The organism is Anaerocolumna sp. AGMB13020 (genome assembly GCF_033100115.1).
Classification (GTDB): Bacteria; Bacillota; Clostridia; order Lachnospirales; family Lachnospiraceae; genus Anaerocolumna.
This window is the reverse complement of sequence record NZ_CP136910.1, coordinates 1,974,654-2,000,484: the sequence shown is the minus strand read 5'-3', so window position 1 is coordinate 2,000,484 and position 25,831 is coordinate 1,974,654. Positions and strand designations below refer to the sequence as shown.

Genomic DNA, 25,831 nt, shown 5'->3' with positions numbered 1-25,831 from the left:
GAAGGCGATATACCCATCATGTGGTTCTTTTATGTAATAGCGTTCTGTTAAAAAAAGAAGAATTAGTGCTCCAAGAAAACTTCTAAAGTAAATCACAAACCTGTAATTCAATGCATTAGGAATATAAAATAATACCTATTCGAAGGAATAAATGCAAGAAAAAAATTAAACGTGCGTATAAGTTGCGTATAAACTATTTTTATGTTAAAATACTCCTTGTGCCATTCATCGTGTCAAGTCCTGAAAGCCTTGATTCATAAGGATTCCAGAAAAAACACAACCCCCATGACGCCTTTGCCATGAGGGTTGCATTAAAAAGGGGAGGATAAGTATTTAACTTTTCTTTGGTATTGGCTGCACAGAGAACTGTACAGTCGGTCATCCTTTATGCTGGAGGGGGGATCCAGCGGTTTCAGATGGCACCGGTTAATCTAAATCATCGACGAATTAGATTAATTATAGTATGATGCAATATTTCTAAGATTATACATAAATAAAAAATATTATGTAAAAAATCTATAGAGAATCAAAAGATGATTAAAGGAAGGTAGAACAATGAGTTTATTAACTGAGTGGAGGGACTTTGCGTATGCCCTTGACACAAACCAGAAAGAAGGCCAGCTGTTTTGGGCTAATTATTTTAATGTAGAGCAGGGAATCTATGAGAAGATTCTTGCAGAGCCCGAAGTTGTTGTAGAAGGAACCGTAGCTGAACTAGCAGCAAAATACGGTACTACCATTTCACTTATGACAGGATTCTTAGATGGCATCAACGAGAGCCTTGTGAAAGAAAACCCTATTGAAGAAATGGAAGAGACAACAGTTGTAAATCTCGGATTTGATAAAGAGATGCTTTATAAGAACATGGTAGAGGCGAAAGCAGAATGGCTCTATCAACTTCCTGTCTGGGACAGCCTGTTACCAGAGGAGAAAAGAAAAGAACTCTATCTTGAGCAGAAGAAATCGAAAACCGTAGTCAAAGAGAAAAAAGTAGGACGAAACGATCCCTGTACCTGCGGAAGCGGCAAGAAATATAAATTCTGCTGCGGGAAAGCTTAAGATAAGCGGTTTGTAGAATCTAGATAAATAAATAGTGGTATTTCCACTCTTTGTCCACGCATTATCGAATGCGTGGACATTTTTATAGATAAATTTATATCAGAAATATACGTATAAAAATATAAAGCTCCCTCAGATTGAATAGTTAGTTTAATCAGGGAGACTTTCGAGTTTGCTGTCAAACTAGTGAAAACAATGACAGAAAATGTTGAACAATAAAATTTTTGTTTGATTTTCAGCAGAATTATAGTATGATATATAAAAATATTAAGGGGGAAATACGATGAGATTTTCATTAGGGAGGAAAATCAGGGCTATCATCGTTATCATAGTACTGGTATGCAGTCTTGCATACATGGCTTTATCTTTTTATATGATACAAAGAGCAGTAACCGTGCAGATGAAAAATGACGGACAGACTCTGATAACAACGATTAAAAGAGAATTGATTAAGAACAATGTAACAGAATTGACAGGAATGCAGGAAATATTCCAAGAGATAAAAGGGGCAAGCAATGGAAATATCAGCTATGTTTCTTTATCCGATGCTAATTCCAGTGTATTCTTAACGGATGATAAAATCTTCGGACAGACAGATGAGGTTGACGGGGTATCTTCGGCTACAGTGGGCGGAGACAAAGTACCCCCTGTATCCAGGGAAGAAATTTCAGGGAATATTCTTAAAATGCCTGATGGTACAAAAGTCTATAATATCACAACCGGATTTCAATACAACGGTGAGTCGGGCTATTTGAATCTCGGAATATCTCTGGCTTCTATGTATGAAGAGGTTAGGATGGCATTCTTTGATATGGCTGTTATCGGAATCATTATAATGGCAGTTTCAGTACTAGTTGCTGTAATACCTACCGGCAAGATTATCAAGCCAATTCTTGGTATGTCAGAGAACCTGAAGCTATACGCAGAAGGTGACTTTAGAAAACAAACAGAGGTACACAGCAAAGACGAACTTGGTGACATGAGTAAAGCCCTTGATAATATGAGATTAAATATGGTACAGCTGGTCAGCGGCATTAAGGACAATTCCATACAGGTACTTGACAGTGTAAATAGTCTGAATACAGCTATGGAGGAAAGTTCTCTGTCTGCCATGGAAATATCCAAAGTATCGGAAGAACTGACCGCAGGAGCTGCAGATTTGGCGGATAATTCACAAACAGGCCTTTCTAAGATGAATCTACTGGCTGACAGTGTCAATTCCTTGTATGTAAGTCTTGCGGTTATCCAGAGTAGCATAGAGCAGATTAAGACTGCCAGCTTAAACGGAAACAGATGCCAGAAGGAACTTCATGAGCAGGTTAATGACAACGGTGCGGTTTTTGTTCAAATGAAAAGGACAGTGGATGACCTTGCAGGCAAATTGGGTTCAATTGTCAATATGACCTCTGTAATCAGAGCGATTGCCGACCAGACGAATTTACTTGCAGTAAATGCAAGAATTGAAAGTGCCAGAGCAGGTGAGCAGGGTAAAGGTTTTGCAGTCGTAGCGCAGGAAATTGCTAAACTTGCAGAACAGACCACCCAATCCATAGAAGGAATCGAAAACTTAAGCAAAGAAGTCGAGGAGTCCTTTACCAGAACAGTAGAGATTATGGATAGAGGAGCTAATACTGTACAGGATACTACCACAGCCTCCAAGGAAGCAGGAGAGGCTTTTGAACTTATTGAAAAAGCAATTTATGATGTGATTACTAATGTAGACAGTGTTGTAACGGATATTAAGAAAGTACATACAGGCAAAGAGGATGCCATACATCTAATGGAGAATATTTCATCGGTAGCGCAGCAGTCAAGTGCAGCAACAGAAGAGATTGCGTCCTCACTGGAATGCCAGAATGAGGGTATTGCAAATATAGCACGTTCTACAAAATTACTTCAGGAAATATCCAGAGAGTTATCCCGTCTCATAGACAAATTTGAGTTATAATTGTTACAAAAATAGAATATTAAGCGGCAAGAAGCCTCGTGGCTTTCCTGTAATACATTGTCTGTAAGACACTGCCGATATTGTGTGTAAAAGCGAATAATTATTATTCAAAGCTGGCACACAATATTGGCAGGATATCTTTCAGCCGGTTTGCAGAGGAAAGCCAGGGGGCTTCTTACCGCATTGGCTTAATGCTCAGTTCCTTACTATTATCCATTCAAATCCTGTTTATATTGCTCTTGTTTGTACAAAAGATAATTAACATATTCCAGGACATCTTCTTTTCCTGCTGGAGACAGCAAGTTATATTTCTTGATAAAGTCCGCAGTTTCATTAACAAAATCTCCATAACCTATGCGAAGTGAATTATCGGAAACTCCAAGCATATAGTCACATGATACCTTAAAATAATTGGATAAAGCTATCAGCTTGCTAAAAGAGGGCTCATTCCTCTGTGATTCATAATTAGCAATTGCGCTTGATTTGATTCCAATAACACCAGCCAATTCCCCTTGCGTCAGCTTATGCTTTTGTCTTAAAAATTTTAACCGATCACTAAAATCCATTTTGTTGCTCCCCCTAACTGCATCTTTTATACCCCTTATTCATAATAGAATAAAACACAACCAGAATAATATGCATGCTTTATAATAAAATTCATATAGGTCAAATATATTAATTAACAATACAAAAAAATTATATAACTGTAAAAAGGGTGTGTCAATTCCCAACTTAAGGGTTCTATAAAGTATATTTCATAGAATGGGTTTTCAGAAATTATGAAAGGAAAAGTAATCAGATAATCAGAAAAATAATATATATTTGATTTAGTTGCATGATTCTGACAAGAAAGGCAAAAAATATAATGCACTACTCTGCCAGGAACTGTATAATATAGGTAAATTTAATTTACATATAACGAATATATCATATGACACGTACAAAAGCTGACATAGAAAAGAGGAGCATCTGGAAAGGCTGACCTGCACTGATGTGTTGAATGATCCAGGTGAAACGAGATACAGAAGTATATAAATTATACAGATTCATAAAGCGGAAGGGCAGATAAAATTAATGAGAAAACGTGATATGTATATAAAACCCGGAAAATACAGGGGTATGAGAACGAAAAGAAAAAGAAGGCTACCAGGAATTATCATACTCTCAGTTACCCTAATAACCGCTATTTTATTTCTTGCCTTGTGGCAGTTTCGAATCATAGAACCCGATAAGTTTATCTACTCAATAATAGACAGAGTGAAACAACCAAATGTTATAGCAGAAGATGTAAAGGAAGATCAGAAGTCTCTAAATGAGCCGGATGATATCATAAAACAAGGTAAAGCAGAGCTTGATGAGCAGGCTGAGAGAAAGAAGCCTACGACCACCAATATACCCGAACAGGATACAGTTGTTAATAAACCGGCTGGGGATACTGCTAAGAACCAGGAGGGATCACTGGAAGACTTAGGAAACAGTGTGCAGGAAGCCTCAGTAAACAGCCAGAAACCTCTGACAGAGGATCTTATCAATAAGACCTCAGAGCCTGTACGCGGCATATATGTTTCCGGTGCAAGAGCCGGAATTGATGAATATATGCAGGAGTTGATAGCTCTGGCGGAAAATACCGAAGTTAATGCCATGGTAATCGACATCAAAAATGATTTTGGTGAAATCACTTATAAGACAGAACTTCCTTTGGCGGTAGAGATTGGAGCTGGAACAAGATATATAAAGGATATAAAGAAACTTGTAGAGCAGTTGAAAGAGAAAGATATTTATCTCATAGCCAGAATAGTATCCTTTAAAGATCCTTTATTGGCAAAAGAAAGAAAAGATTTAAGCTTACATGATAAGAATGGTGTAATATTTAAAGACAAGAGCGGTGACAGCTGGGTAAATCCCTATAAACAGGAGGTATGGGATTATCTTATTGCTATCGGAAAAGAAGCTGCTGAAACGGGTTTTGACGAAATACAATTCGATTATATCCGCTTCTCCACAGATGTAGGGATGAAAAACGTTAATTATGGAGCAGAGGCAAAGGATAAGAGCAGGATTGATATCATTACGGAATTTACCAAATATGCCTGCGATAATCTGAAACCTCTTGGAGTAAAGGTCTCGGCAGATGTGTACGGAACTATTATCAGAAGTTCGGTAGATGCAGAAATTGTGGGACAGGACTATGCAGCTATGGCAAAATATCTGGATTTCATTTGTCCGATGATATATCCTTCTCATTATGCAGAAGGCTCTTACGGAATCGATTATCCGGATAGGAGGCCGTATGATACCATACTGGCAGCATTAAAGGAGTCAAAGCTTGTGCTGGAAGCAGAGAATAATAATGAAACCACTGAAGGAGAAGAAGCTGATATAAAAACAACAACAGCAAAGGTAAGACCCTGGTTGCAGGATTTTACAGCCTCCTGGGTTAAACACCATACAGAATACGGTCAGGAGGAAATAAGAGCACAGATAAAGGCCGTATACGATGCCGGGTATACGGAATGGATTCTTTGGAATGGCAGTAATAATTATACGGAAGCAGCTCTTGTTAAGACGAATTAAGCTAGTGCTGCAGATAACATTACGTCTCATTCTACTGCTTTTCCACAGGGCAGATAGCAGGCATTGAAATTATACCAAATCAACATCTGCCAGTAATGAATTCGCTATAAATTTATAAGTTAAAAAAAATAGAAAAAAATAAAAATTTTTTTGCAAGATTTTTAAAAGGAAAGTGTATAAGTATTGGAGCATGCGAAAGGAGGCTGTTAACTTGAAGGATGAGGCAATAATAAACCTGCTGTCTGAAAAAAATGAAATGGGTTTATTAAAGTTGGCTGAAAAGTATGAGAAGCTTTTAATCCATATTGCCGGTACAATCCTTGGCGGACGTAATGAAGATATTGAAGAATGTGTGAATGACACTTATATGAAACTATGGAAGCATATCGACCGTTATGATATGGAAAAAGCCTCCTTGAAAACTTATTTAAAAGTAATTATCAGAAACACAGCAATAAATAAGCTTCGTGATCTAAGCCGCAGAGAGGGAATGGAATATAAAGAAGACTTTTCAGATATTGCCCAGTACTACATCGATCAAAGCCAGAATGTAGAAAATCAGGTATTTCGAAAAGAGGATATTCTCCTTTTAAATGAGATTATAAGAGAACTGGACAAAAAGGACAGGGAGCTTGTACTGCGCAGGTACTATTATCTGCAGTCCTCCAAGGACATTGCCGGTGCTATGAAGATGTCCGTAACAGCAGTAGACAGCAGGTTGTCAAGACTACGGAATAAAATGAAGCTTACCTTTGACCAAAAACTAAGAATCACGGTGTGAACCAATACCTTTAGCAGGAGGTAACAGAATGAATGAACAAACGCTGATAAATATGTTAAGTGAACTGGATGCCGGTTCCTTAAAAGAAAATTTTACAGAAAAAGATTTAAGAAACAAAGATGGAAATGTTTTTAAAAGGGCATATTTCTATATAAGATCCTTAAACCGGAAGGATGATGCGGAAAAGGGAAGTATCCTTAAGAATCATCTGGAAGAGTATACGGAGGCTTCCGAGGAGTTTTTTACGGAAAATGATACGGTAGCAGTCATGGAAGCAGAAGAAGAGGAACCGAATGCCCAATATAGAGGATTTACGATTCATGTCTTTAAGCGCAGCATCAGGAATCTGTTCAGGATTATAACAGCTATTGTAGCGGCACTTATTGTTATCATAGGTCTTGTGATTGTCCTGATCAGAAGAAAACATATCTTCAAACTTTTTAAAAAGGTACAGATCAGTTATTAACAGCCTATAAGAAAAATAAAGAATTCAAGCTGCCTGAACAGCAGGAAAATAAAAAGAAAAAATAAATACATCTTAAGATGTAAGTGAGCATTAGCACACAGATAGGAGATTATATGTTAGAGAAAATTAAAGAGATCATAGCAGCACAGCTTGCAGTAGATGCAGGTACTATTACAGAGACCTCCACTTTCAAAGAGGATTTAGGAGCAGATTCTCTTGAGCTTTTTGAATTGATTATGGCAATGGAAGAAGAATATGATATCGAAATACCTTCAGAAGATTTAAATTCACTGGAATCAGTAGGAGACTTAATAACCTATTTAAAGAATAAGGGTGTGGAATAATGGAAGGTCAGAAAGCATTACACACAGAGATCTGTGATTTGCTTCATATAAAATATCCAATTATACAAGGCGGAATGGCCTGGGTGGCAGAGCATCATCTGGCAGCAGGAGTTTCTGAAGCCGGAGGGCTTGGTATTATTGCTTCAGCCAGTGCAACTGCCGAAATTGTAAGAAATGAAATCAGAAAATGCAAAGAGCTAACAGATAAGCCCTTTGGTGTTAATATTATGATGTTGAATCCTCACGCATCGGAGATTGCAAAGGTAATCATCGAAGAAAAAGTTCCGGTAGTAACAACAGGCGCAGGAAATCCGGAAAAATTCATAAAGGATTGGAAAGCCGCTGGCGTAACCGTTATACCGGTAGTAGCTTCTGTTGCGTTAGCCAGGAGAATGGAGCGCAGTGGTGCTGATGCTTTGATAGCAGAAGGCTGTGAAGCTGGCGGCCATATTGGAGAACTTACCACAATGGCACTGATTCCTCAGATTGTAGATGCGGTTACCATTCCTGTCATAGCAGCGGGAGGTATCGGAGATGGAAGAGGTCTCGCGGCGGTATTTATGCTTGGAGCCAAAGGCGGTCAGGTCGGAACCCGATTTGTAGTAGCAAAGGAATCCATCGTACATGACAATTATAAACAGAGAGTAATCAGTGCGAAGGACATAGATTCAGTAGTAACCGGCCGCTCCACTGGGCATCCCGTAAGAGCTCTTCGCAACAACATGACCAGAAATTACCTTAAATTGGAGCAGGAAGGCAGAAGCTTTGAGGAATTAGAGCTTCTAACCCTGGGATCCTTAAGGAAAGCTGTTATGGAAGGAGATATCACCGAAGGCTCTGTTATGGCAGGCCAGATAGCAGGTCTCATCTCCAAAGAACAGTCCTGTAAGGAAATACTGGAGGAAATAACAGTAGAAGCCTGTCAGGTAATCCAAAAAGGATGGGCATAACATATGGGAAAAACTGCGTTTATATTCCCAGGTCAAGGCGCTCAATACGCAGGCATGGGAAAGGATTTTTATGATACTTACAGCACCTCAAAAGAAATTTATGACAAAGCCGAAGAGCTCCTTTTAATGGACATCAAGGAGCTGTGCTTTGAAGAAAATACAAAATTATCTATTACCAGGTATACACAGCCGGCAATGGCTGTCACCTGTTTAGCCATATACGAAGGCGTAAGGGAATTGGGGTTGACCCCTGATTACTTTGCAGGTTTAAGCCTGGGAGAATATCCGGCAGTTATAGCTTCCGGCGTCTTATCCTTTGAAGAAGGAATTAAACTGGTCAAGATCCGAGGCGAGCTGATGGAAACTGCTGTGCCGGAAGGTTTAGGCGGTATGGCTGCCGTGCTTGGGCTTGACGGTGAAACCATAGAGAAGGTTCTGACAGAAGTGGATGGCATAGCAGTAGTTGCTAATTATAATTGTCCCGGACAGATTGTAATATCCGGAGAGAAAGAAGCGGTAAGTGCAGCCGGTGAGAAGTTATCGGCAGCAGGAGCAAAAAGAGTTATTCCGCTAAATGTCAGCGGACCCTTTCACTCCCCTATGTTAAAAGGGGCGGGGGATAAGCTTCTTCAGGAACTTTACTCCATTATTGTATCAAAGCCTGAAATTCCCTATGTGGCAAATGTAGACGGAAAACCTGTCACAGAGGCAGAAGGTATCAGAGAGAGTTTATCAAAGCAGGTGTATTCCTCCGTAAGATGGGAAGACAGCGTCAGAACTTTACTGGCAGCAGGGGTGGATCTGTTTGTAGAAATCGGTCCAGGAAAGACTCTGTCAGGGTTTATAAGAAAAATTGATAAAAACGTCACCGTTATTAATATAGAGAAAATACAGGATCTTGAGAAGCTTAAGGAGGTTATTCATGCTAGAGGGTAAAACAGCATTCGTTACCGGTGGAAGCAGAGGTATCGGAAGAGCAATAGCAGTTGCTCTTGCGAAGAACGGTGCTACTGTTATTATAAATTACTGCGGTTCTTTCGAAGCTGCAAAGGAAACAGAAGAAATCATCAAAAATAACGGCGGCATGGCCTATCTGCTACAGGGTGATGTAGCCAGCTCCTCTGATGTGGAAAGAATGTTTGCCTGGATTGCTGAAAATGTAAAAAGACTGGATATCCTTGTAAACAATGCAGGTATCACCAGAGATAATCTTATTCTTAAAATGACGGATGAGGAATATAGTCAGGTTATCGATACGAATTTAAAAGGTGTATTTTATTGTTTGAAACATGCCTCTCGAGTGATGTTAAAGCAAAGATACGGAAAAATCATAAATATCTCCTCTATTTCCGGTATTCACGGTAATCCCGGCCAGGTTAACTACAGCGCAGCCAAAGCCGGTGTAATCGGAATGACCAAAACCCTGGCAAGAGAGTTATCCTCCAGAAATATTAACGTAAATGCCATTGCTCCTGGGTATATCAATACGGATATGACGGTGCATCTAAAAGAGGAGATCAAAGCAAAAGCCCTTGAAACAATTCCTCTAAAAAGATTTGGTGAAGGAGAGGACATTGCAGAGGCAGTGGTATTTCTGGCATCTGATAAGGCCTCTTACATCACAGGGCAGGTATTGTCTGTAGATGGTGGTATGGGAATATAAATTTTTGGCACAATTAAGGCATATTTCGAAAAACATGAAATACGTTGAGGAAGACATGAAAATAGTGTGAAATGTAATATTTTACACTGGTAACTTGGTGCCTGCGATCATAAATTTGCAGGTGGTTAGAAAGGCATGGATATGAATATGAAAAAACGAGTAGTAGTTACCGGATTAGGAGTTATTACACCTATTGGTAATAATATAGAAGATTTTTGGAAAAGTATAAAAGAACAAAAGGTACCCTTTGCACCGATTACTTACTTTGATACCACAGAATATAAGGTTAAGCTGGCGGCACAGGTAAAGGACTTTAAACCCGAAGACTATATGGAAGCCAAGACTGCCAAACGTATGGAGAACTTCTGTCAGTTTGCTGTAGCTGCAGCAGGTGAAGCTATTAAGAATTCAGGACTGGATTTGACAAAAGAAGATGTAACCAGAGTCGGTGTTTGTGTAGGTTCCGGTATCGGAAGCCTTCAGGCAGTTGAAAGGGAGCATTCAAAGCTTGTGGAGAAAGGGCCAAAAAGAGTTGCTCCTTTGCTGGTACCCTTAATGATCTCGAATATGGCTGCTGGCAACGTGGCAATCCAGTACGGGCTAAAGGGTAAATGTACCAATGTGGTTACAGCTTGTGCAACGGGTACTCATTCTATTGGTGATGCGGTTCGTTATATACAGTGTGACGAAGCAGATGTCATGATAGCAGGCGGTACAGAAGCAGCTATCAGCCCTATTGGTGTGGCAGGGTTTTCCGCGCTGACAGCCATGACCACCGAAACAGATCCTAAGAGAGCCTCCATCCCTTTTGATAAAGACAGAAGCGGTTTTGTTATGGGAGAAGGAGCAGGAATCGTAGTATTGGAATCCTATGAACATGCGGTGGAGAGAGGAGCAACCATATTGGCGGAAATAGCCGGTTACGGTGCAACTTGTGATGCTTTTCATATTACTTCTCCTTCCGAAGACGGAGAAGGTGCAGCAAGAGCTATGCTTACAGCAGTAAAAGAAGCTGGAATAACACCGGAGGAGGTTGATTATGTCAATGCTCACGGAACCAGCACCCACCATAATGATTTGTTTGAAACCAGATCCATAAAGATGGCCTTTAAAGACCATGCCTATAATCTCCTTGTGAATTCCACCAAGTCAATGACCGGACATTTGCTGGGTGCAGCAGGTGCAGTTGAGTTCATTGTATGTGTAAAATCCGTTATGGAGAATTATGTTCATGCAACGGTAGGTTATGAAATACCCGATGAGGAGCTGGACTTAAATTATGTAAAGACACCTGTAACCGACAGAGTAATAAATTATGCTATATCCAATTCCTTAGGTTTTGGCGGTCATAACGGCAGCTTACTGGTTAAGAAATTCACAGAGTAACGAAGCCTTAAAAAGCCTTAAAATAACAAAACCATAAAATAACAAAACCATAAAATAACAAATCTTTAAAATAACAAAGCCATGAAATAATAAATTCATAAAATAACAATTCTTTAAAATAACGAAGCTTTAGAATAACGAAATTTTTTGAGTAACGAAATTTATATAAGCGAACTCAATTGCTGCAAGATATCAGGTAAGTCGAAAGAGGCTTGCACCAGTACTCAGAAGAATACAAGAGTTTTTGAAAACCTAAAGGTATAAAATACCAGTGAATCATACATTTTATATCTATGAGCAGTCAGAATATAACTTATGTAAGAAAGGAGGATTAGAAGTGAAACAGGAAGAAATTCTTCAATTAATAAAAGCTGTCTCTTCCAGTAATTTAACAGCCTTCCGTTACAAAGACGGAGAGGTGTCACTGGAACTGGAATGTATCCAGAAAGAGGCAGGAGAAGTCCTGACGAAGGTTATTCATCCGGTAAAGGAGGAGAGCACTTCTGAATCAGAGGAAAACCTGTTAGTGATTAAATCCCCCATGGTGGGTACCTTTTATACCGCAAAATCCCAGAACAGTGAACCCTATGTTCAAGTAGGTGACAAGGTTAAGAAGGGGCAGGCCGTTGGTATCATTGAAGCCATGAAACTAATGAATGAAATTGAATCAGAATACGATGGAATCGTTGATAAGATAGTTGCATATAACAAGGATATGGTGGAATACGGACAGCCGTTGATCTATATCAGACCACTGTAGGTATAAGCTGATTAAGCCTGATAAGCGCAGGATAGGGAGAAAAGTAATAATATGTTGGATATTAATGAAATTAAGAAGATCATACCTCAGAGAAGTCCTTTTTTAATGGTAGACAGGATTCTGGAATTAGACCCCGGAAAACGTGCTGTCGGCAGGAAATGCGTTTCCTACAATGAACCTTATTTTGAAGGTCATTTTCCGGAAGAACCGGTTATGCCGGGAGTGCTTATCATAGAAGCACTGGCACAGGTTGGTGCGGTAATCTGTCTTTCCATTGAAGAAAACAAGGGTAAGAATGCTTTATTTGGAGGTATTAACAAAGCAAGGTTTCGCAACAAAGTTTTTCCGGGAGATGTTCTCACAATGGAAGTTGAGCTGATAAAAAGGAAAGGAAATATAGGGATTGCCACAGCGAAGGCCTTTAACGAAGAGAAGGTATTTGCAGAAGCAGAACTTATTTTTGTCCTCGGCTAGGAAAGAGGGAGCTATGATTAATAAGATACTAATTGCCAACAGAGGAGAAATCGCAGTACGTATAATTCGTGCCTGCAGAGAACTTGGAATTGCTTCCGTAGCTATATGCTCGGATATTGATAAGGAAGCCCTTCATGCCCAATTGGCAGATGAGACCATCTGCATCGGGCCGGTATCCTCAAAAGACAGTTATTTAAAGATGGACAGAATCATAAGCGCAGCCTGTGCAGCAGGAGCAGATGCCATACATCCGGGCTTTGGATTTCTTTCTGAGAATGCCAGATTTTCTGATTTATGTGAAAAATGCGGAATTACTTTCATTGGTCCCACCGGTGAGGTCATTGATAAGATGGGAAACAAATCCGAAGCCAGAAAGACTATGATGGAGGCTGGTGTTCCGGTAGTACCGGGAACCAAAGAAGCAGTAGCTTCCTCTGAGGAAGGCCTTACGATTGCAAATGAAATCGGTTATCCGGTTATCGTAAAAGCCAGTGCCGGCGGCGGTGGCAAAGGAATGCGTATCGTTCGGGCGGAAGAAGAATTTGTGAAGCTTTTTGAGACTGCAGGGCAGGAAGCAAAGAATGCTTTTGGCGATGATACCCTGTATATTGAGAAATACATTGAAAGTGCAAGGCATATTGAATTTCAGATATTAGCAGATAATTATGGCAATGTCATTCATCTGGGTGAAAGGGATTGCTCACTGCAGAGAAGACATCAGAAGCTCATAGAAGAAGCACCAGCCTATCGTATGCCCCCTGAAATACGGGAAGCCATGGGCGAAGCAGCAGTAAAAGCTGCCAAAGCAGCGGGTTATCAAAATGCCGGAACCATTGAATTTATCCTGGATAAAGAGAATAATTTTTATTTTATAGAAATGAATACAAGAATACAGGTGGAACATGGAATTACAGAGCTGATAACGGGAATTGACCTGATCAAAGAGCAGATAGGTATTGCAGAAGGTAAGACCTTAAACCTGACACAGGCTGATGTCAAGATGAACGGTCACGCCATTGAATGCAGGATTAATGCTGAAAACCCTTTAAAAGGTTTTATGCCCTGTCCAGGAACAGTAACCTCTCTTCATTTCCCCGGTGGTAACGGTGTCCGCATCGATTCCGCCCTATATGCCGGGTATAAAATACCGTCGGCATATGATTCTCTTATAGTAAAGCTCATGGTTCATGATACGGACAGAGAGAAGGCAATTCGTAAAATGCGAGGTGTACTTGGAGAGCTTGTCATTGAAGGGATAACAACCAATCTGGATTTCCAGTACATGCTCATAAATCACGAGGACTTTAAGAACGGTAATACGGACACAGGTTTTGTGGAAAGACTGTTGATGGAAGACAAGGAAATACAGATAGACAAGAAAATGCAGATAGAAAAGGAAACATCAAAAGACCGGGATATACAAAAAGACAAGGAAATGCCGGAAGACAAGGAAATGCAGGAAGACAAAGAAATGCCGGAAGCGATATAAGAAAGCCATTTCCACTTTTGGCTGAAATGCGATGCTGTGAGAATGGCTGTTTGTGTGAGTTGTTAAAGATATGATCGTATCTGTAGCAATAATACATTTGCAAGCAGATGTGGCTGTAGTGATTACGAATATGTATTTTAGGTTCGAATTAGAGGTTAGACTGAAAAACTCGTTGTTTTTCGGCATCCCGATTTGTAGTGTGCAAGGCGCACAGAGGGGAGTTCCATGCTTAAGGAAATGTTTAAGAAAAATATATCAGCTGGTACGGAGCAAAAACTCCTGAACCAGGGACAGAAAATAAAAGATTCCATCTATGATGCACAGATTCCCGAGGGCCTCTTTGACAAATGCGATAAATGCGGTGAGATTGTCTATCTGGAGGATGTGATCCAGAACTATTTTATCTGCCCTGTATGCGGCGGCTATTTCCGAATCAGCCCCAGGGCAAGACTTAGTATGATACTGGATAAAGGAAGTTTTGAGGAATGGGATGTGAATCTTCCGGTAAGCGACCCCCTAAATTTCCCCGGATATCAGGATAAATTAAATCACCTTCGTATGGCAACCGGACTCGAAGATGCAGTGATAACAGGCGAAGGGAACATCGATGGCACAAAGGTTGCTATTGGTGTCATGGCCTCTGCATTTTTAATGGGAAGCATGGGAGAGACCGTTGGGGAGAAGATTACCCGTCTTGTGGAAAAAGCAACAAAAAGACGGCTTCCGGTTGTATTGTTCTGTTGTTCCGGAGGAGCCAGAATGCAGGAGGGAATCGTATCCCTGATGCAGATGGCGAAAACAGCACAGGCAATCAAGAAGCATGATGAGGCAGGATTATTATATATACCGGTACTGACAGATCCCACCACCGGGGGCGTTATGGCAAGCTTTGCTATGTTAGGTGATGTTATAATTGCTGAACCAGGTGCTTTAATTGGATTTGCAGGTCCAAGAGTAATTGAACAGACCATTGGACAGAAATTACCGGAAGGTTTTCAGAGTGCTGAATTTTTACTGGAACACGGTTTTGTTGACAAAGTGGTAAAACGTAATAAGTTAAGACAGACCTTATCACTATTGGTAAAGAGCCAGGATGCAGGTATAGACAGCAAAGAAGAATAAATTTTTATAATGTGCATGCAAAAGTACGCAGATGGGAGGTAATATGCCGGCAGAATTAACAGCGTGGGAACGTGTTGAAATAGCAAGAGGAATTAGCAGACCTACCAGCCTTGATTTTATCAGCGGTATCTTTAATAAATTTACAGAGCTCCATGGTGACAGACAAGGGAAAGATGACGGTGCGGTCATCGGCGGAATTGCTGTGATAGACGGGGAATATGTAACGGTAATCGGTCTTCAGAAGGGCCGTAATCTTAAAGAGAATACCAGGCGTAATTACGGAATGGCTAATCCTTCCGGATACCGTAAAGCCTTAAGACTGATGAAGCAGGCAGAGAAATTTAACAGACCGGTTATCTGCTTTGTAGATACCCCAGGAGCTTATCCGGGAATAGAAGCGGAAGAAAGGGGTCAGGGAGAAGCGATAGCCAGGAATCTCTTTGAAATGTCCGGGCTTAAGGTACCTGTTCTAAGTATTATTATCGGTGAAGGCGGCAGCGGAGGAGCTCTTGCCTTAGCAGTTGCAAATGAGGTATGGATGATGGAGAATGCAATCTATTCCATATTATCACCGGAGGGTTTTGCCTCCATACTCTGGAAAGACAGCAGAAAAGCATCGGATGCAGCGGAAGTCATGAAGATAACTGCAAAAGACCTTCTGGAGCTTCGCATTATCGAACGGATTATTCCGGAGGAGGAGCCTTTGAACCTGGAGAATTTATGCTGTGTGGCAGAAGCCTTAAGGACAGAGATTTTATCCTTTATACATTCCTATAAAAAGAAAGACACGGATGAAATAACCCAGCAGCGTTATGAAAGATTCAGAAAGATGTAGCTGCTTATGGTGCTGAAGATTGTGCAAAGAGAAGAAGGTATTTGGTTCTTCCTCTGAAAGACAAGGTCTTCAGCATTTTTTTCGGTATTCTCTGGCGGTCATGCCGTAATATCTTTTAAAGGCATTGGAAAAGTGTTCGGAAGAGGAATATCCGATATCCAGGGCAATATCCGTAATACGATTATTCGGATCCAAAAGAAAGATTAACGCCGCAGACATCCTGGCTTCTGTTTTCTTTTGAAGAAAGGATTTCCCGTAGTGTTTTTTTAAGAGCCGCTCTGTCTGTCTTGTGCCTAAGCCTAAGCGCTCTGCTAATATGTTTAAGGAAAGATTCTTATACTCATATAAAAAGTATTCTTCTATGATAAGGAATTTACCATAACCCAGATCAAAAGGAATAGTCTTTTCATGATTCATTGGTATACGCACATAATTTCTTGACATTTTGATAATAAGCTGCTGTAAAAGAGTTTCTACCAGCTTATAGTAACCGTCATATTTTTTCTCCAATTCATAAAATATTTGCTGCATCAGGGCATGAATATTCTGACTGTCCTGTCCAAACCAGAATTTCGTTTCTAAAAAAAGCTGCATGTAATTGTCAGCTTTTTTTTGCTGTTTTCCTTTGCTTAGTTTTTCTGTTTTCAGATAGATACAATATTCAAACATGGGGTCCTGAGCATCTGGAATTTGCTCATGCTCCACGTGAGGACCGGTAATATACAGTGTATTGGGTACAATAGGATAGGGAATACCATTGATTTTGACTTTTCCCTTACCATGGGAAATATAATGGATTTCGTAACTGTTATCGCTGTGACTGTGACAGGGAATCGAGCGCAGAAATTGCTCGTATACAAAATGAAGCGATGAAATTCTGTACTGTTCCATACAAAAAGTAATATTAACGGTATCATAATAGAGCTTCATACAGTATCCTTTCTGATTAGAACCTAGTACACCCTTGCATAAATTTCACTTACTTCAACACTCGCTATTTACATCGATTCCGGGTTGGTATCAATGGCTAGGACCAGGATACTACCACTACGCCTCATTCCTACGCCTTGCCTCGGCTCAGATTTCTGCTAGGGATAATAAATGTAATTTATGAAAAGCAATACTTGAGGCAGTTATTTTATATATCTATTCTAGCGAACAGATGCAGGTTAGTCAAGCTGCAAATATGCGCTAACACGACATATATATTTGTGAATAGTCAGGTTTAGACCTTATAAAGGCAGGTCTTCTGAAGTAAGATTAAGAGAGAAACAGTTACGATCAAGTTTACATAGAAGGAGGAGGTATTTATGTTAAAAGGCATATCGGCTATCTTGTCACCGGAGTTTTTAAAGGTACTTTGCGAAATGGGGCACAGTGACAGAGTAGTCATAGCAGACGGGAATTTTCCGGCAGAATCTATGGGAAAGAACGCTATTGTAATACGTTGTGATGGTCATGGAATTCCTGAGATCCTGGAAGCCGTGTTAAGCCTGTTTCCACTGGATAATTATACGGAGCATCCGGTAAAGCTTATGGAGGTGGTACCAGGAGACAGAGTCGAGACACCAATATGGGATACCTATAAGGAAATACTAAAAAAATATGATGCCAGAGGAGACGTAATGATAGAATATACGGAACGTTTCCGATTCTATGAAGAGGCTAAGACCGCTTATGCAATCATTGCAACAGGAGAAACGGCATTATATGCCAATGTGATGCTGCAAAAAGGTGTAATCATACCCGATTAAGCTATACAGCTGTAAGACACAGCATTCAGACTAATTTCAAGTTACAGGAGGGAAAGTAATTATGCTTGTAAATGCAACATATTTTCAGAACAGTGAAACCGCACCATTGGTATATGGTGAAGTGGAGATTAAGAATCCGCCGCGTAAGAGACTCAGGGGAGAGGAAGAAAAGGAAGGCATACTGGCCGAGCCTGTAATTGTTGGTTTTTGCGGAACGGATAACGAATTGATGAGAATGGGAAAAGAAGGTCTTTTAAGCAGTAAATTCCCGGAGGGTACCAACCGGCTTATAAATGGGCATGAAGGAGTGGTGTGGGTACCTTCTCAGGAAAGGTTTGCAATTGTTTTAATCCGTGGCGGAGACAGCTATGATCCCACCCGCTATACGGAAGAGGAAACTTATTTCGAGTATGGCTGTGACCAGGCAGATGGATTATTCAGTGACCGGAATTATTTCCATCCGGATATGCTGCTGCCCATACCGGAAGGTTATGTAAGAGAGGGTAAGCTGGACCTTTCCTTTGCAAAGAAAATGGTATTCCCGGACCCTTATGCCTGTATGGTATTCCAGTTGGAAAGAATGGAGGACTTAGGCAGTGCTCATAATTTTCGGGTGGAAATGGCGCGGAGAAAATGCAGCGAAACAGAAGCCCGAAGCTATGCTGCAGAAGCAATTTTTGACAGGACTGTTATATTTGGTCTGGGTACAACCGGAATGTTTATTGCCGATTTAATCAGAAGAAATCATAAAAATGCAAAAATTATCTTTGTAGGCCGAAGTGCCGCAGATTCCCAGAAGGTTCAATTTGCCATAGAACAGGCAGGCGGACTGTATGTACAGAACAACTATGGCACACCGGAGGAATTAGCGGCTGCCATAATAGCTGCTGCAGGAGGCAGAGCTACCACATTTATAGGAGTAAGCGGAAGTGAATTAGAGCATAAGATTGCTTTTGAACATAAAGTGCTGGGTTGTAATGGCGTTTTTAACAGCTTTTCTCTTGGACCAGAGATTTCTTTTAAAACAATGCCTTTTGGTTTTGAGAATCATCTGATATTTGGTTCTATTAATTTCAGGCAGGATCACATGGAGAAGGCCATTCAGATATTGGCAGAGAGCAGATATGATGAAATCGTCAGTATCATAGAGAAGGAAGAGTTCATTGCCGATCCTATAAAGGCCTACCGTGAGAAAATTTACAGTAAGGAATCTCCCATGAAAACAGCAGTTATTTGGAATGAGAAGTATATTGACAAAAACCGTTAAGTCATGAAAGGTAATAGATACTGTAAAAAATAAATGCTGATAAGAAATAAATGCCGGTAAGAAATAAATGCTGGCAAGAAATAAATGCTGGCAAGAAATAAATGCTGACAAGAAATAAATGCTGGCAAGAAATAAATGCTGGTAAGAAATAAATGCCGGCAAGAAATAAATGCTGACAAGAAATAAATGTTGGCAAGAAATAAATGCTGGCAAGAAATAAATACTGGCAAGAAATAAATGCTGACAAGAAATAAATGTTGGCAAGAAATAAATGCTGGCAAGAAATAAATGCTGACAAAAATAATACAGACAAAAATAAATACTGGCAAGAAATAAATACTGGCAAGAAATAAATACTGACAAAAATAAAACGGGCAAAAATAAATACAGGTAAGATATAAATACTGACAGGGAAATTCCTTGGGAGAATTTCTGTAATATGCCTGCCTGGAAAAGAAAGGACTTAATTTATGAAAACGGTACTGATTTCTGAACCATATAATATTAAGATTGTTGAAACAGAAAAACCTGAAGCGAAAGCGGGCGAAGCGCTGCTTAAAATCCTCTACTGCGGTATCTGTGGTGCGGATGTTGCAAGCTACACGGGAAATCAACCCTTTACCACTTATCCCAGAATACCCGGACATGAGTTCAGCGCGGAGATCATAAGCATTCCGGAAAATGAGAAAGGACTGAAAGCAGGGGATGTAGTAACGGCTAATCCTTATTTTAACTGCAACAGCTGTTATTCTTGTGAGAGAGGACTTGTTAACTGCTGTATGGATAACCAGACAATGGGAGTACAACGGGACGGAAGCTTCAGCCAGTTTATCACTATGCCGATAGAGCGGATCTATCCCGGTAAAGGCCTTTCTGCAAAGGAATTAGCCTTAATTGAGCCGTTTAGTATTGGTTATCATGCGGTAGCAAGAACTGCCATAAAACCGACGGACAAGATTTTGGTGATTGGTGCCGGACCAATCGGTCTTTTTGCCCTGATATCTGCCAAACTTAAGGGGGCAGAAGTTTACATAGCAGATATTCTGGATGGAAGACTGGAAATAGCGAAGGAATTCGGCGCTGACGGAGTCATTAATACGATTACTTCCTCCCTGAAGGAGGAGACGGATAGAATTACGAAAGGCGGTGGATTTGATGTATGCATTGAAGCCTGCGGGCTTTCTGCAACCTTCTTAAATTGTATAGATTGTGCTGCCTTTGGAGGAAATATCATATTAATCGGAAACGGAAAGAAAGAAACCACCTTCCTGCATTCAATCCTGTTAAAAAAGGAATTAAATATCTTTGGCAGCAGGAATTCCTTTGCAGCAGATTTTACAGAGCTCATTGACATTGTAGCCTCCGGTAAGGTTGATATTATGAAGATGGTAAGCTGCGTTTATCCGATAGACCAGGCAGATGCGGCCTTTAAGGCACTTGCAGAAAATGACGGTTCGCTGGAAAAGGTATTGGTAGAATTATGATAATCGATGCACATGCACACCTTTGGAACAAGCAGCAGGGATTAGTCAATGGTAAACCCGTTGTCGGTCTCTATGGGGGACGCAGTGATTTTGGGGGAGAACTTCGGCAAATGCTGCCACCTTATCTGTATGATGGAAGGAATACGGCGGAAGCCTTTTTGGCGAACATGGATTATGCAGGAGTGGGGGGCAGTGTTATCACCCAGGAATACATTGACGGAAATCAGGATGAGTATCTCCTTACTGTAAAGTCAGGCTATCCGGAGCGTTTCAGAATTTGCTCTCTTTATGAAGAGCAGGAGAACTACCGCGTAAAGGGATTTGATGGAATCAAAATATGTGCAGGACGTTTAAGTCACGATCTGTATTCCTGCAGCCCTATATTTCAGAAAGCGGAAAAAGAAAACCTGTTTATCTCCATTGATCTGGCAGAAGGAAATGCTCAAACTAAAATTCTTGAGGAATTGGTTCAAAGCTTTCCAAAGCTTAAAATAGCCATAGGACATTTTGGAATGGTTACTGTGAAGGGTTGGGAAGAGCAGATAAAGCTGGCAAGATATCCGAATGTCTATATAGAAAGCGGAGGTATTACCTGGTTGTTCCATAAGGAGTTTTACCCTTATGAATCGGCAGTACGTGCCATATTGACTGCCGGAGAAATCTGCGGTATGGATAAGCTGATGTGGGGGAGTGATTATCCCAGGACCATGACAGCTATTACCTACCTTATGAGTCTGGACTTTGTGACAAAATCCAAATTGCTCACAGAAGAAGATAAAACAATGTTTCTCGAAACAAATGCAATGAAATTTTATGGTTTTCATGAAATTAAAATTGCAGAAAAAGTTAAGAATATGGTAGAGGACTAAAAAGAAGTAGTTACCTTCCTGTTAGCAGATAATGTACTGCGATTTCACATTTTATATAAAAATTAACTAGAGAGAAAAAATATCAATATAAGAAATTTCTAAAAATGAAACCTCCCCAGCTAATTTGTAAAAGCACAGGGACTCTCGAATAATTAAGTTTTCTGATAAAATTGATTGAAGCTGTTAAAAAATACCGGACATCATAATATAACTCATATTCCCAGTATTTTTTACTTGTTCTTTTAACATACTAAAATAAAGTGGAGTAGGTAAGTAAACTTTAATATCTAAACTACTGATTAACGAATGTTCTATCATTCAGGATATTCAGAAAAGAGGTGTTATTATGGACAATAAATTTAATAACCAGATCAATCATATATCAGGAAAGGTCAAAGAGGTTGCCGGAAAAGCAGTGAACTCGGACCAGTTGGAGCTAAAAGGTAAACTGCAGCAGGTGGGCAGTGATATCAGCCAAAAAGGGGAAGAAATAAAAGAGAAAGCTGCCGGAAAAGCAAACAAAATCATTGACAAAATTAAAAACGAGAGAGGATGGTAATAAGATGCCGGAGATTACTAATATTATTGTTTGGTTAATTCTTGGAGGTATTTCTGGTTGGATAGCCAGTAAGATTATGAAGAAAGACAGCCAGATGGGTGTTGGTATGAATATCCTTGTAGGTATCGTCGGAGCATTTATCGGTGGATGGCTGGCAGGTATTTTTGGTTGGGGTCCTGCAACAGGATTAAACATCTGGAGTTTTATTGTGTCCGTCGTTGGTGCAGTAATACTGCTCTTTATTATCGGATTGTTTAAACAGAAGGATTAATCTGAAAAAGTAAGCAAGTTGAGGCTGCTGCAGATTTGCAGCAGCCTCAATTTATATCAATTTGTCTTTGCTGTTTATCACGAAAGGATTTGCTTTCTGCAGGAAACTGCAATGACGCCGCCTGGGGGGATTAATTCCAGGATTATCAGGTGCGATCCTTTAATTTGGAATAAGGTTTTACCTTCGCTACATTCTTATAGGCAGGACGAATTATCTTACCTGCATTAATGAGCTCCTCCATTCTATGAGCGCTCCAGCCGGATATTCTGGCGATGGCAAAGATAGGGGTATATAATTCAAGAGGCAGATCTAACATGCTATATACGAAACCGCTGTAGAAATCCACATTGGCACTGACACCTTTATATATCTGACGTTCCTTTGCAATTACTTCCGGAGCGAGAGTTTCCACCAGATTATAGAGTTTAAACTCTTTGGCACGCCCTTTTTCAAGGGATAATTTTTCAACAAAACCTTTAAAGATTTCGGCTCTTGGATCAGAAATCGAATATACCGCATGGCCCATACCATAAATAAGGCCTGATTTATCAAAGGCATTTTTCTGAAGCAGTGCAGCCAGATATGCACGTACCTCATCTTCGTCTTCCCAATCCCGGATGACATTTTTCATATCCTCGAACATTTGAATAACTTTGATATTTGCACCGCCATGCTTAGGTCCTTTTAAAGAGCCCAAAGAAGCTGCCACAGAGGAATAGGTATCCGTACCGGTAGAGGTTACTACATGGGTGGTGAAAGTAGAATTGTTACCGCCGCCATGTTCTGCATGGAGAACCAGTGCAACGTCAAGAATTTTAGCTTCCAGAGGAGTGTATTTACTGTCGGATCTTAATAGATGCAGGATTAATTCAGCAGTTGAAAGATTAGGATCCGGCGTATGTATAACCAGGCTCTGTCCGTCATGATAATGACTGTAAGCCTGATAACCATAAACGGATAACAAAGGGAATAAGGATATCAGTTGAAGGGATTGCCTTAAGACATTAGGCAGTGTAATATCATCCGCCAGATCATCGTAGGAGTACAGAGTCAGGACGCTTCTTGCCAATGTATTCATCATATCCTTACTGGGAGCTTTCATAATAATATCTCTGACGAAAGAGGTGGGAAGTGAACGGTATTCACCTAATAATGCCTTGAAACTCGTCAATTCTTCGATACTTGGGAGCTTGCCGAATAACAGGAGATAGGTAACCTCTTCAAAACCAAAGCGATTATCTTCAATAAAACCCTGAACGATCTGTTTTACATCGATACCCCTGTAAAAAAGCTGTCCTTCACAGGGAATGTACTCGGAGTCGACAAATAAATGGGAGCGGACTTCCGCTATTTCTGTAAGACCAGTTAAAACTCCCGCTCCACTGACATCCCTAAGACCTCTTTTTACCTGATATTTGGTGTAAAGAGAGGAATCAATCACACTATTTTTGGCACATAGGTCAGACAATGCCAGAATCTCCGGTGTAATACTGGAAATGTTCATATTACTCATAACAGCCTCCTTTGGGGTATATTTTTTTGTAATACTATGTATTATTTTGCATTTATTAGTATTATTTAATCAAATTTACTTTTCCTGCAAAACGATATAGTATATAGTTTAACATAAAAATGAGCATTTCACAAGTAATAAGGATAAAAATACAAACTGAGTACTTATAATTATACATTTTTCTGTAGGTTTTATATAAGAACAGAAGACAGGGGCAAAGCGTATATTTGCGTTGCATTTTTCTGGTAAAGCAAGTATGATAGAAGTGTAATAATAAATACTTTACTGGCAAGAATATACATAACAAATAAAGGCTGGAGAAGGAACAGGAGGCATAATGTTACTTGATGATTTTATTTATTTTAAAATAGGTAAGAAAAAGCATATTGCATTGATCGCTCATGACGGAAAAAAACAGGAATTGGTGAAATGGGCAGATAGACATAAGGATATACTGAAAAGCCATTTTCTATGCGGAACCGGTACAACGGCAAGACTCATTTCTGAGCAGACCGGGCTTCCCGTTAAGGGGTACAACAGCGGACCTTTAGGAGGTGACCAGCAGATTGGCTCAAGAATCGTAGAGGGAGGAATCGATTTTGTAATCTTTTTATGGGATCCTTTAGAATCCCAGCCTCATGATCCTGATGTTAAGGCATTATTGCGTATTGCTGTGGTTTATGATATTCCCATAGCCAATAATCTGGCGACGGCTGACTTTTTGCTCGCGTCTTCCCTGATGGAAGAAGAGTATGACAGAAAAGTTGAGAACTTTAACAAAACAATGAAAGAGAGAATTGAGAAGTTCTCTGCTCCCCAATAAGTCCGTTTACAGAAAACATGTTATGGGTTTTGTTATTTTGTATGTATGCTACCTTGGAAATTGGTAACAATGAAACTGTCTGATAATACAGAAAGGCATGGTGCAGAATGAGCAGAATTTGTTTTTTTGATACAAAGCCCTATGATAAGATTTATTTTGATATGTTTAAGGACAAGTTTGGTTTTGAAATTGATTATTTTGAACCCAAGTTGAATGCAGATACAGCCATTATGGCGAGAGGTTATGAAGTGGTGGTAGCTTTTGTAAATGATACCATCGATGCAAAGACCATAGATATCCTTTATAATGAAGGTGTAAGGCTAATAGCAATGAGATGCGCAGGCTATAATAATATAGACTTCAAGGCGGCTTACGGTAAGATTCATGTAGTCCGAGTTCCAGCTTATTCGCCTTATGCAGTTGCAGAGCATGCTATGGCTCTGCTCCTGACCCTGAACCGTAAGATTCACAGAGCCTATAACAGAACCAAAGAGCATAATTTCAGTTTAAATGGTCTTACTGGTTTTGATTTATACGGAAAAACCATAGGTGTCATAGGAACCGGTAAGATTGGCCGTGTCTTTATTGACATCTGTAAAGGTTTTGGTATGAAGGTGCTTGCTTATGATCCATATCCTGTGAAAGATGTAGGTATTCACTATGTGGACCTGGATGAATTATGCAGGGAATCAGATATTATTTCTCTCCATTGCCCCCTTACAAAAGAAACGAAGCATATGATCAAGAAAGAAACCATTCAACAGATGAAGAAAGGTATCTATATTATCAATACTTCAAGAGGTGCCCTTATTGACAGCGAAGCTTTATTAAATGCTATCAAGGAAGAGCAGGTTGGCGGAGCTGTTCTGGATGTTTACGAAGAAGAAACGGAGTTCTTCTATGAGGACCTTTCGGGAGAAATCATAAAAGATGATATCCTTTCCGGTTTGATTTCTATGCCAAATGTTATCGTGACCTCCCATCAGGCCTTCCTGACCAGGGAAGCGCTGAATAAAATTGCTGAGATTACCCTTCAGAATATAAAAGAATATTTTAGCAATGCAGGTCTTGCAAATGAAATCTGTTATCAGTGTATTAAATTAAGTAATTGTGAGAAAACTGATAAGAACCGTTGCTTTTAAGGTTGTAATCAATTTCATTTTATGCTATAATTTAACTGCTTTATAATATGTGATAGAGGAATGATATACCAATATTATTACCTGACGAAACAACAGAGTATAAAGAAAAAATACTACTTTAAGGAGGTGTTTTACATGAAATACGAATGCCCTTGCGGTTATATTTATGATCCAGAGACAGGCGATCCAGATGGCGGTATTGCACCCGGCACAGCATGGGAGGATATACCTGAGGATTGGGTATGCCCAGTTTGCGGATTAAGCAAAGATTCATTTACACAGATTTAATTGAAGTTGA

26 protein-coding genes and 1 pseudogene are annotated in these 25,831 nt (G+C 40.0%); 24 read left to right on the top strand and 3 right to left on the bottom strand.

The features are described 5' to 3' along the window. Positions 1–555 precede the first annotated feature (555 nt). Entirely contained in the window at positions 556–1,059 is a 504-nt protein-coding gene (locus R2R35_RS07885) for an SEC-C metal-binding domain-containing protein (RefSeq protein WP_317733953.1), read from the top strand. A gap of 283 nt (positions 1,060–1,342) precedes the next feature. After that, complete coding sequence (locus R2R35_RS07880) at positions 1,343–3,007, top strand: methyl-accepting chemotaxis protein (RefSeq protein ID WP_317733952.1); 1,665 nt, start codon at positions 1,343–1,345, stop codon at positions 3,005–3,007. A 209-nt stretch (positions 3,008–3,216) separates the two neighbouring features. On the opposite strand, the gene R2R35_RS07875 is transcribed toward R2R35_RS07880, so the two are convergent. Continuing rightward, positions 3,217–3,573 carry a helix-turn-helix domain-containing protein gene (locus R2R35_RS07875; RefSeq protein WP_317733951.1) on the bottom strand — a complete coding sequence of 119 codons (357 nt, stop codon included), beginning with the start codon at positions 3,571–3,573 and terminating at the stop codon, positions 3,217–3,219. 508 nt (positions 3,574–4,081) lie between these two features. On the opposite strand from R2R35_RS07875, the gene R2R35_RS07870 reads away from it, so the two are divergent. The 13 genes and pseudogenes from R2R35_RS07870 (at position 4,082) to R2R35_RS07810 (ending at position 15,851) form a co-directional block, all read left to right on the top strand. Next, positions 4,082–5,581, top strand: a complete 1,500-nt coding sequence (locus tag R2R35_RS07870; RefSeq protein ID WP_317733950.1) for a putative glycoside hydrolase — start codon at positions 4,082–4,084, stop codon at positions 5,579–5,581. Positions 5,582–5,792: 211 nt separating this feature from the next. Beyond that, positions 5,793–6,362 (top strand): RNA polymerase sigma factor, encoded by a 570-nt coding sequence (locus tag R2R35_RS07865; protein WP_317733949.1) that lies wholly within the window; start codon positions 5,793–5,795, stop codon positions 6,360–6,362. 28 nt (positions 6,363–6,390) lie between these two features. After that, positions 6,391–6,828 carry a hypothetical protein gene (locus R2R35_RS07860; protein WP_317733948.1) on the top strand — a complete coding sequence of 146 codons (438 nt, stop codon included), beginning with the start codon at positions 6,391–6,393 and terminating at the stop codon, positions 6,826–6,828. A 113-nt stretch (positions 6,829–6,941) separates the two neighbouring features. Beyond that, complete coding sequence (gene acpP / locus R2R35_RS07855; protein ID WP_033164902.1) at positions 6,942–7,172, top strand: acyl carrier protein; 231 nt, start codon at positions 6,942–6,944, stop codon at positions 7,170–7,172. Then, complete coding sequence (gene fabK / locus R2R35_RS07850) at positions 7,172–8,122, top strand: enoyl-[acyl-carrier-protein] reductase FabK (protein ID WP_317733947.1); 951 nt, start codon at positions 7,172–7,174, stop codon at positions 8,120–8,122. Before acpP ends, fabK begins: the two co-directional genes overlap by 1 nt. Before the next feature lie 3 nt (positions 8,123–8,125). Then, entirely contained in the window at positions 8,126–9,058 is a 933-nt protein-coding gene (gene fabD / locus R2R35_RS07845; protein WP_317733946.1) for an ACP S-malonyltransferase, read from the top strand. Next, on the top strand, positions 9,045–9,785 hold the full coding sequence (gene fabG, locus R2R35_RS07840; RefSeq protein WP_317733945.1) for a 3-oxoacyl-[acyl-carrier-protein] reductase: 741 nt from the start codon (positions 9,045–9,047) through the stop codon (positions 9,783–9,785). The genes fabD and fabG overlap by 14 nt, the downstream gene beginning before the upstream one ends. Positions 9,786–9,932: 147 nt before the next feature. Beyond that, positions 9,933–11,171 carry a beta-ketoacyl-ACP synthase II gene (gene fabF / locus R2R35_RS07835; RefSeq protein WP_317734764.1) on the top strand — a complete coding sequence of 413 codons (1,239 nt, stop codon included), beginning with the start codon at positions 9,933–9,935 and terminating at the stop codon, positions 11,169–11,171. Positions 11,172–11,508: 337 nt separating this feature from the next. Beyond that, positions 11,509–11,931, top strand: a complete 423-nt coding sequence (gene accB / locus R2R35_RS07830; RefSeq protein ID WP_317733944.1) for an acetyl-CoA carboxylase biotin carboxyl carrier protein — start codon at positions 11,509–11,511, stop codon at positions 11,929–11,931. Positions 11,932–11,982: 51 nt separating this feature from the next. Further along, complete coding sequence (gene fabZ, locus R2R35_RS07825) at positions 11,983–12,405, top strand: 3-hydroxyacyl-ACP dehydratase FabZ (RefSeq protein ID WP_317733943.1); 423 nt, start codon at positions 11,983–11,985, stop codon at positions 12,403–12,405. A gap of 13 nt (positions 12,406–12,418) precedes the next feature. Next, a pseudogene (locus tag R2R35_RS07820) lies at positions 12,419–13,747 on the top strand (acetyl-CoA carboxylase biotin carboxylase subunit); the annotation flags it as partial. A 372-nt stretch (positions 13,748–14,119) separates the two neighbouring features. Continuing rightward, positions 14,120–15,016: an acetyl-CoA carboxylase, carboxyltransferase subunit beta gene (gene accD / locus R2R35_RS07815; protein ID WP_317733942.1), complete on the top strand. Its 897-nt coding sequence runs from the start codon at positions 14,120–14,122 to the stop codon at positions 15,014–15,016. Between the two features lie 43 nt (positions 15,017–15,059). Then, positions 15,060–15,851 carry an acetyl-CoA carboxylase carboxyltransferase subunit alpha gene (locus R2R35_RS07810; RefSeq protein ID WP_317733941.1) on the top strand — a complete coding sequence of 264 codons (792 nt, stop codon included), beginning with the start codon at positions 15,060–15,062 and terminating at the stop codon, positions 15,849–15,851. A 69-nt stretch (positions 15,852–15,920) separates the two neighbouring features. On the opposite strand, the gene R2R35_RS07805 is transcribed toward R2R35_RS07810, so the two are convergent. Continuing rightward, positions 15,921–16,781 (bottom strand): AraC family transcriptional regulator, encoded by an 861-nt coding sequence (locus R2R35_RS07805; protein ID WP_317733940.1) that lies wholly within the window; start codon positions 16,779–16,781, stop codon positions 15,921–15,923. Positions 16,782–17,161: 380 nt separating this feature from the next. On the opposite strand from R2R35_RS07805, the gene R2R35_RS07800 reads away from it, so the two are divergent. The 6 genes from R2R35_RS07800 to R2R35_RS07775 all read left to right on the top strand — a co-directional run bounded on the left by R2R35_RS07800 (position 17,162) and on the right by R2R35_RS07775 (position 22,055). Next, on the top strand, positions 17,162–17,605 hold the full coding sequence (locus tag R2R35_RS07800; protein ID WP_317733939.1) for an RbsD/FucU family protein: 444 nt from the start codon (positions 17,162–17,164) through the stop codon (positions 17,603–17,605). A 61-nt stretch (positions 17,606–17,666) separates the two neighbouring features. Further along, a complete protein-coding gene (locus R2R35_RS07795) occupies positions 17,667–18,872 on the top strand; it encodes a hypothetical protein (RefSeq protein ID WP_317733938.1) in 1,206 nt (401 codons plus the stop codon). Positions 18,873–19,342: 470 nt separating this feature from the next. Further along, the gene (locus R2R35_RS07790; protein ID WP_317733937.1) at positions 19,343–20,356 is read left to right on the top strand and encodes a zinc-binding alcohol dehydrogenase family protein; all 1,014 of its coding nucleotides are present in this window, start codon (positions 19,343–19,345) and stop codon (positions 20,354–20,356) included. Further along, on the top strand, positions 20,353–21,225 hold the full coding sequence (locus tag R2R35_RS07785; protein ID WP_317733936.1) for an amidohydrolase family protein: 873 nt from the start codon (positions 20,353–20,355) through the stop codon (positions 21,223–21,225). Before R2R35_RS07790 ends, R2R35_RS07785 begins: the two co-directional genes overlap by 4 nt. Before the next feature lie 346 nt (positions 21,226–21,571). Beyond that, a complete protein-coding gene (locus tag R2R35_RS07780; protein ID WP_317733935.1) occupies positions 21,572–21,784 on the top strand; it encodes a CsbD family protein in 213 nt (70 codons plus the stop codon). A gap of 4 nt (positions 21,785–21,788) precedes the next feature. After that, positions 21,789–22,055 (top strand): GlsB/YeaQ/YmgE family stress response membrane protein, encoded by a 267-nt coding sequence (locus R2R35_RS07775; protein WP_033164916.1) that lies wholly within the window; start codon positions 21,789–21,791, stop codon positions 22,053–22,055. A 145-nt stretch (positions 22,056–22,200) separates the two neighbouring features. Here R2R35_RS07775 and R2R35_RS07770 read toward each other — a convergent pair whose 3' ends face one another. Beyond that, on the bottom strand, positions 22,201–23,568 hold the full coding sequence (locus R2R35_RS07770; protein ID WP_317733934.1) for a citrate/2-methylcitrate synthase: 1,368 nt from the start codon (positions 23,566–23,568) through the stop codon (positions 22,201–22,203). 337 nt (positions 23,569–23,905) lie between these two features. Between R2R35_RS07770 and R2R35_RS07765 the strand changes: the two genes are divergently transcribed. From R2R35_RS07765 to R2R35_RS07755, 3 genes are all read left to right on the top strand, one after another. Then, a complete protein-coding gene (locus tag R2R35_RS07765; RefSeq protein ID WP_033164918.1) occupies positions 23,906–24,391 on the top strand; it encodes a methylglyoxal synthase in 486 nt (161 codons plus the stop codon). A gap of 107 nt (positions 24,392–24,498) precedes the next feature. Further along, complete coding sequence (locus tag R2R35_RS07760; RefSeq protein ID WP_317733933.1) at positions 24,499–25,533, top strand: 2-hydroxyacid dehydrogenase; 1,035 nt, start codon at positions 24,499–24,501, stop codon at positions 25,531–25,533. A 135-nt stretch (positions 25,534–25,668) separates the two neighbouring features. Beyond that, positions 25,669–25,821 carry a rubredoxin gene (locus tag R2R35_RS07755; protein WP_081848559.1) on the top strand — a complete coding sequence of 51 codons (153 nt, stop codon included), beginning with the start codon at positions 25,669–25,671 and terminating at the stop codon, positions 25,819–25,821. Positions 25,822–25,831: the final 10 nt, after the last annotated feature.

Bases quoted from the DNA above. Each gene is read 5' to 3' on its own strand.
- R2R35_RS07810 (WP_317733941.1), top strand. From the start codon at position 15,060: ATGCCGGCAGAATTAACAGCGTGGGAACGTGTTGAAATAGCAAGAGGA.
- R2R35_RS07775 (WP_033164916.1), top strand. From the start codon at position 21,789: ATGCCGGAGATTACTAATATTATTGTTTGGTTAATTCTTGGAGGTATT.
- R2R35_RS07785 (WP_317733936.1), top strand. From the start codon at position 20,353: ATGATAATCGATGCACATGCACACCTTTGGAACAAGCAGCAGGGATTA.
- R2R35_RS07860 (WP_317733948.1), top strand. From the start codon at position 6,391: ATGAATGAACAAACGCTGATAAATATGTTAAGTGAACTGGATGCCGGT.
- R2R35_RS07870 (WP_317733950.1), top strand. From the start codon at position 4,082: ATGAGAAAACGTGATATGTATATAAAACCCGGAAAATACAGGGGTATG.
- accD (WP_317733942.1), top strand. From the start codon at position 14,120: ATGCTTAAGGAAATGTTTAAGAAAAATATATCAGCTGGTACGGAGCAA.
- R2R35_RS07780 (WP_317733935.1), top strand. From the start codon at position 21,572: ATGGACAATAAATTTAATAACCAGATCAATCATATATCAGGAAAGGTC.
- fabZ (WP_317733943.1), top strand. From the start codon at position 11,983: ATGTTGGATATTAATGAAATTAAGAAGATCATACCTCAGAGAAGTCCT.
- fabF (WP_317734764.1), top strand. From the start codon at position 9,933: ATGAAAAAACGAGTAGTAGTTACCGGATTAGGAGTTATTACACCTATT.
- R2R35_RS07805 (WP_317733940.1), bottom strand. From the start codon at position 16,781: ATGAAGCTCTATTATGATACCGTTAATATTACTTTTTGTATGGAACAG.
- R2R35_RS07880 (WP_317733952.1), top strand. From the start codon at position 1,343: ATGAGATTTTCATTAGGGAGGAAAATCAGGGCTATCATCGTTATCATA.
- R2R35_RS07760 (WP_317733933.1), top strand. From the start codon at position 24,499: ATGAGCAGAATTTGTTTTTTTGATACAAAGCCCTATGATAAGATTTAT.
- R2R35_RS07765 (WP_033164918.1), top strand. From the start codon at position 23,906: ATGTTACTTGATGATTTTATTTATTTTAAAATAGGTAAGAAAAAGCAT.
- R2R35_RS07790 (WP_317733937.1), top strand. From the start codon at position 19,343: ATGAAAACGGTACTGATTTCTGAACCATATAATATTAAGATTGTTGAA.
- fabK (WP_317733947.1), top strand. From the start codon at position 7,172: ATGGAAGGTCAGAAAGCATTACACACAGAGATCTGTGATTTGCTTCAT.
- acpP (WP_033164902.1), top strand. From the start codon at position 6,942: ATGTTAGAGAAAATTAAAGAGATCATAGCAGCACAGCTTGCAGTAGAT.
- R2R35_RS07770 (WP_317733934.1), bottom strand. From the start codon at position 23,568: ATGAGTAATATGAACATTTCCAGTATTACACCGGAGATTCTGGCATTG.
- R2R35_RS07885 (WP_317733953.1), top strand. From the start codon at position 556: ATGAGTTTATTAACTGAGTGGAGGGACTTTGCGTATGCCCTTGACACA.
- R2R35_RS07755 (WP_081848559.1), top strand. From the start codon at position 25,669: ATGAAATACGAATGCCCTTGCGGTTATATTTATGATCCAGAGACAGGC.
- fabD (WP_317733946.1), top strand. From the start codon at position 8,126: ATGGGAAAAACTGCGTTTATATTCCCAGGTCAAGGCGCTCAATACGCA.
- fabG (WP_317733945.1), top strand. From the start codon at position 9,045: ATGCTAGAGGGTAAAACAGCATTCGTTACCGGTGGAAGCAGAGGTATC.
- R2R35_RS07875 (WP_317733951.1), bottom strand. From the start codon at position 3,573: ATGGATTTTAGTGATCGGTTAAAATTTTTAAGACAAAAGCATAAGCTG.
- R2R35_RS07800 (WP_317733939.1), top strand. From the start codon at position 17,162: ATGTTAAAAGGCATATCGGCTATCTTGTCACCGGAGTTTTTAAAGGTA.
- R2R35_RS07795 (WP_317733938.1), top strand. From the start codon at position 17,667: ATGCTTGTAAATGCAACATATTTTCAGAACAGTGAAACCGCACCATTG.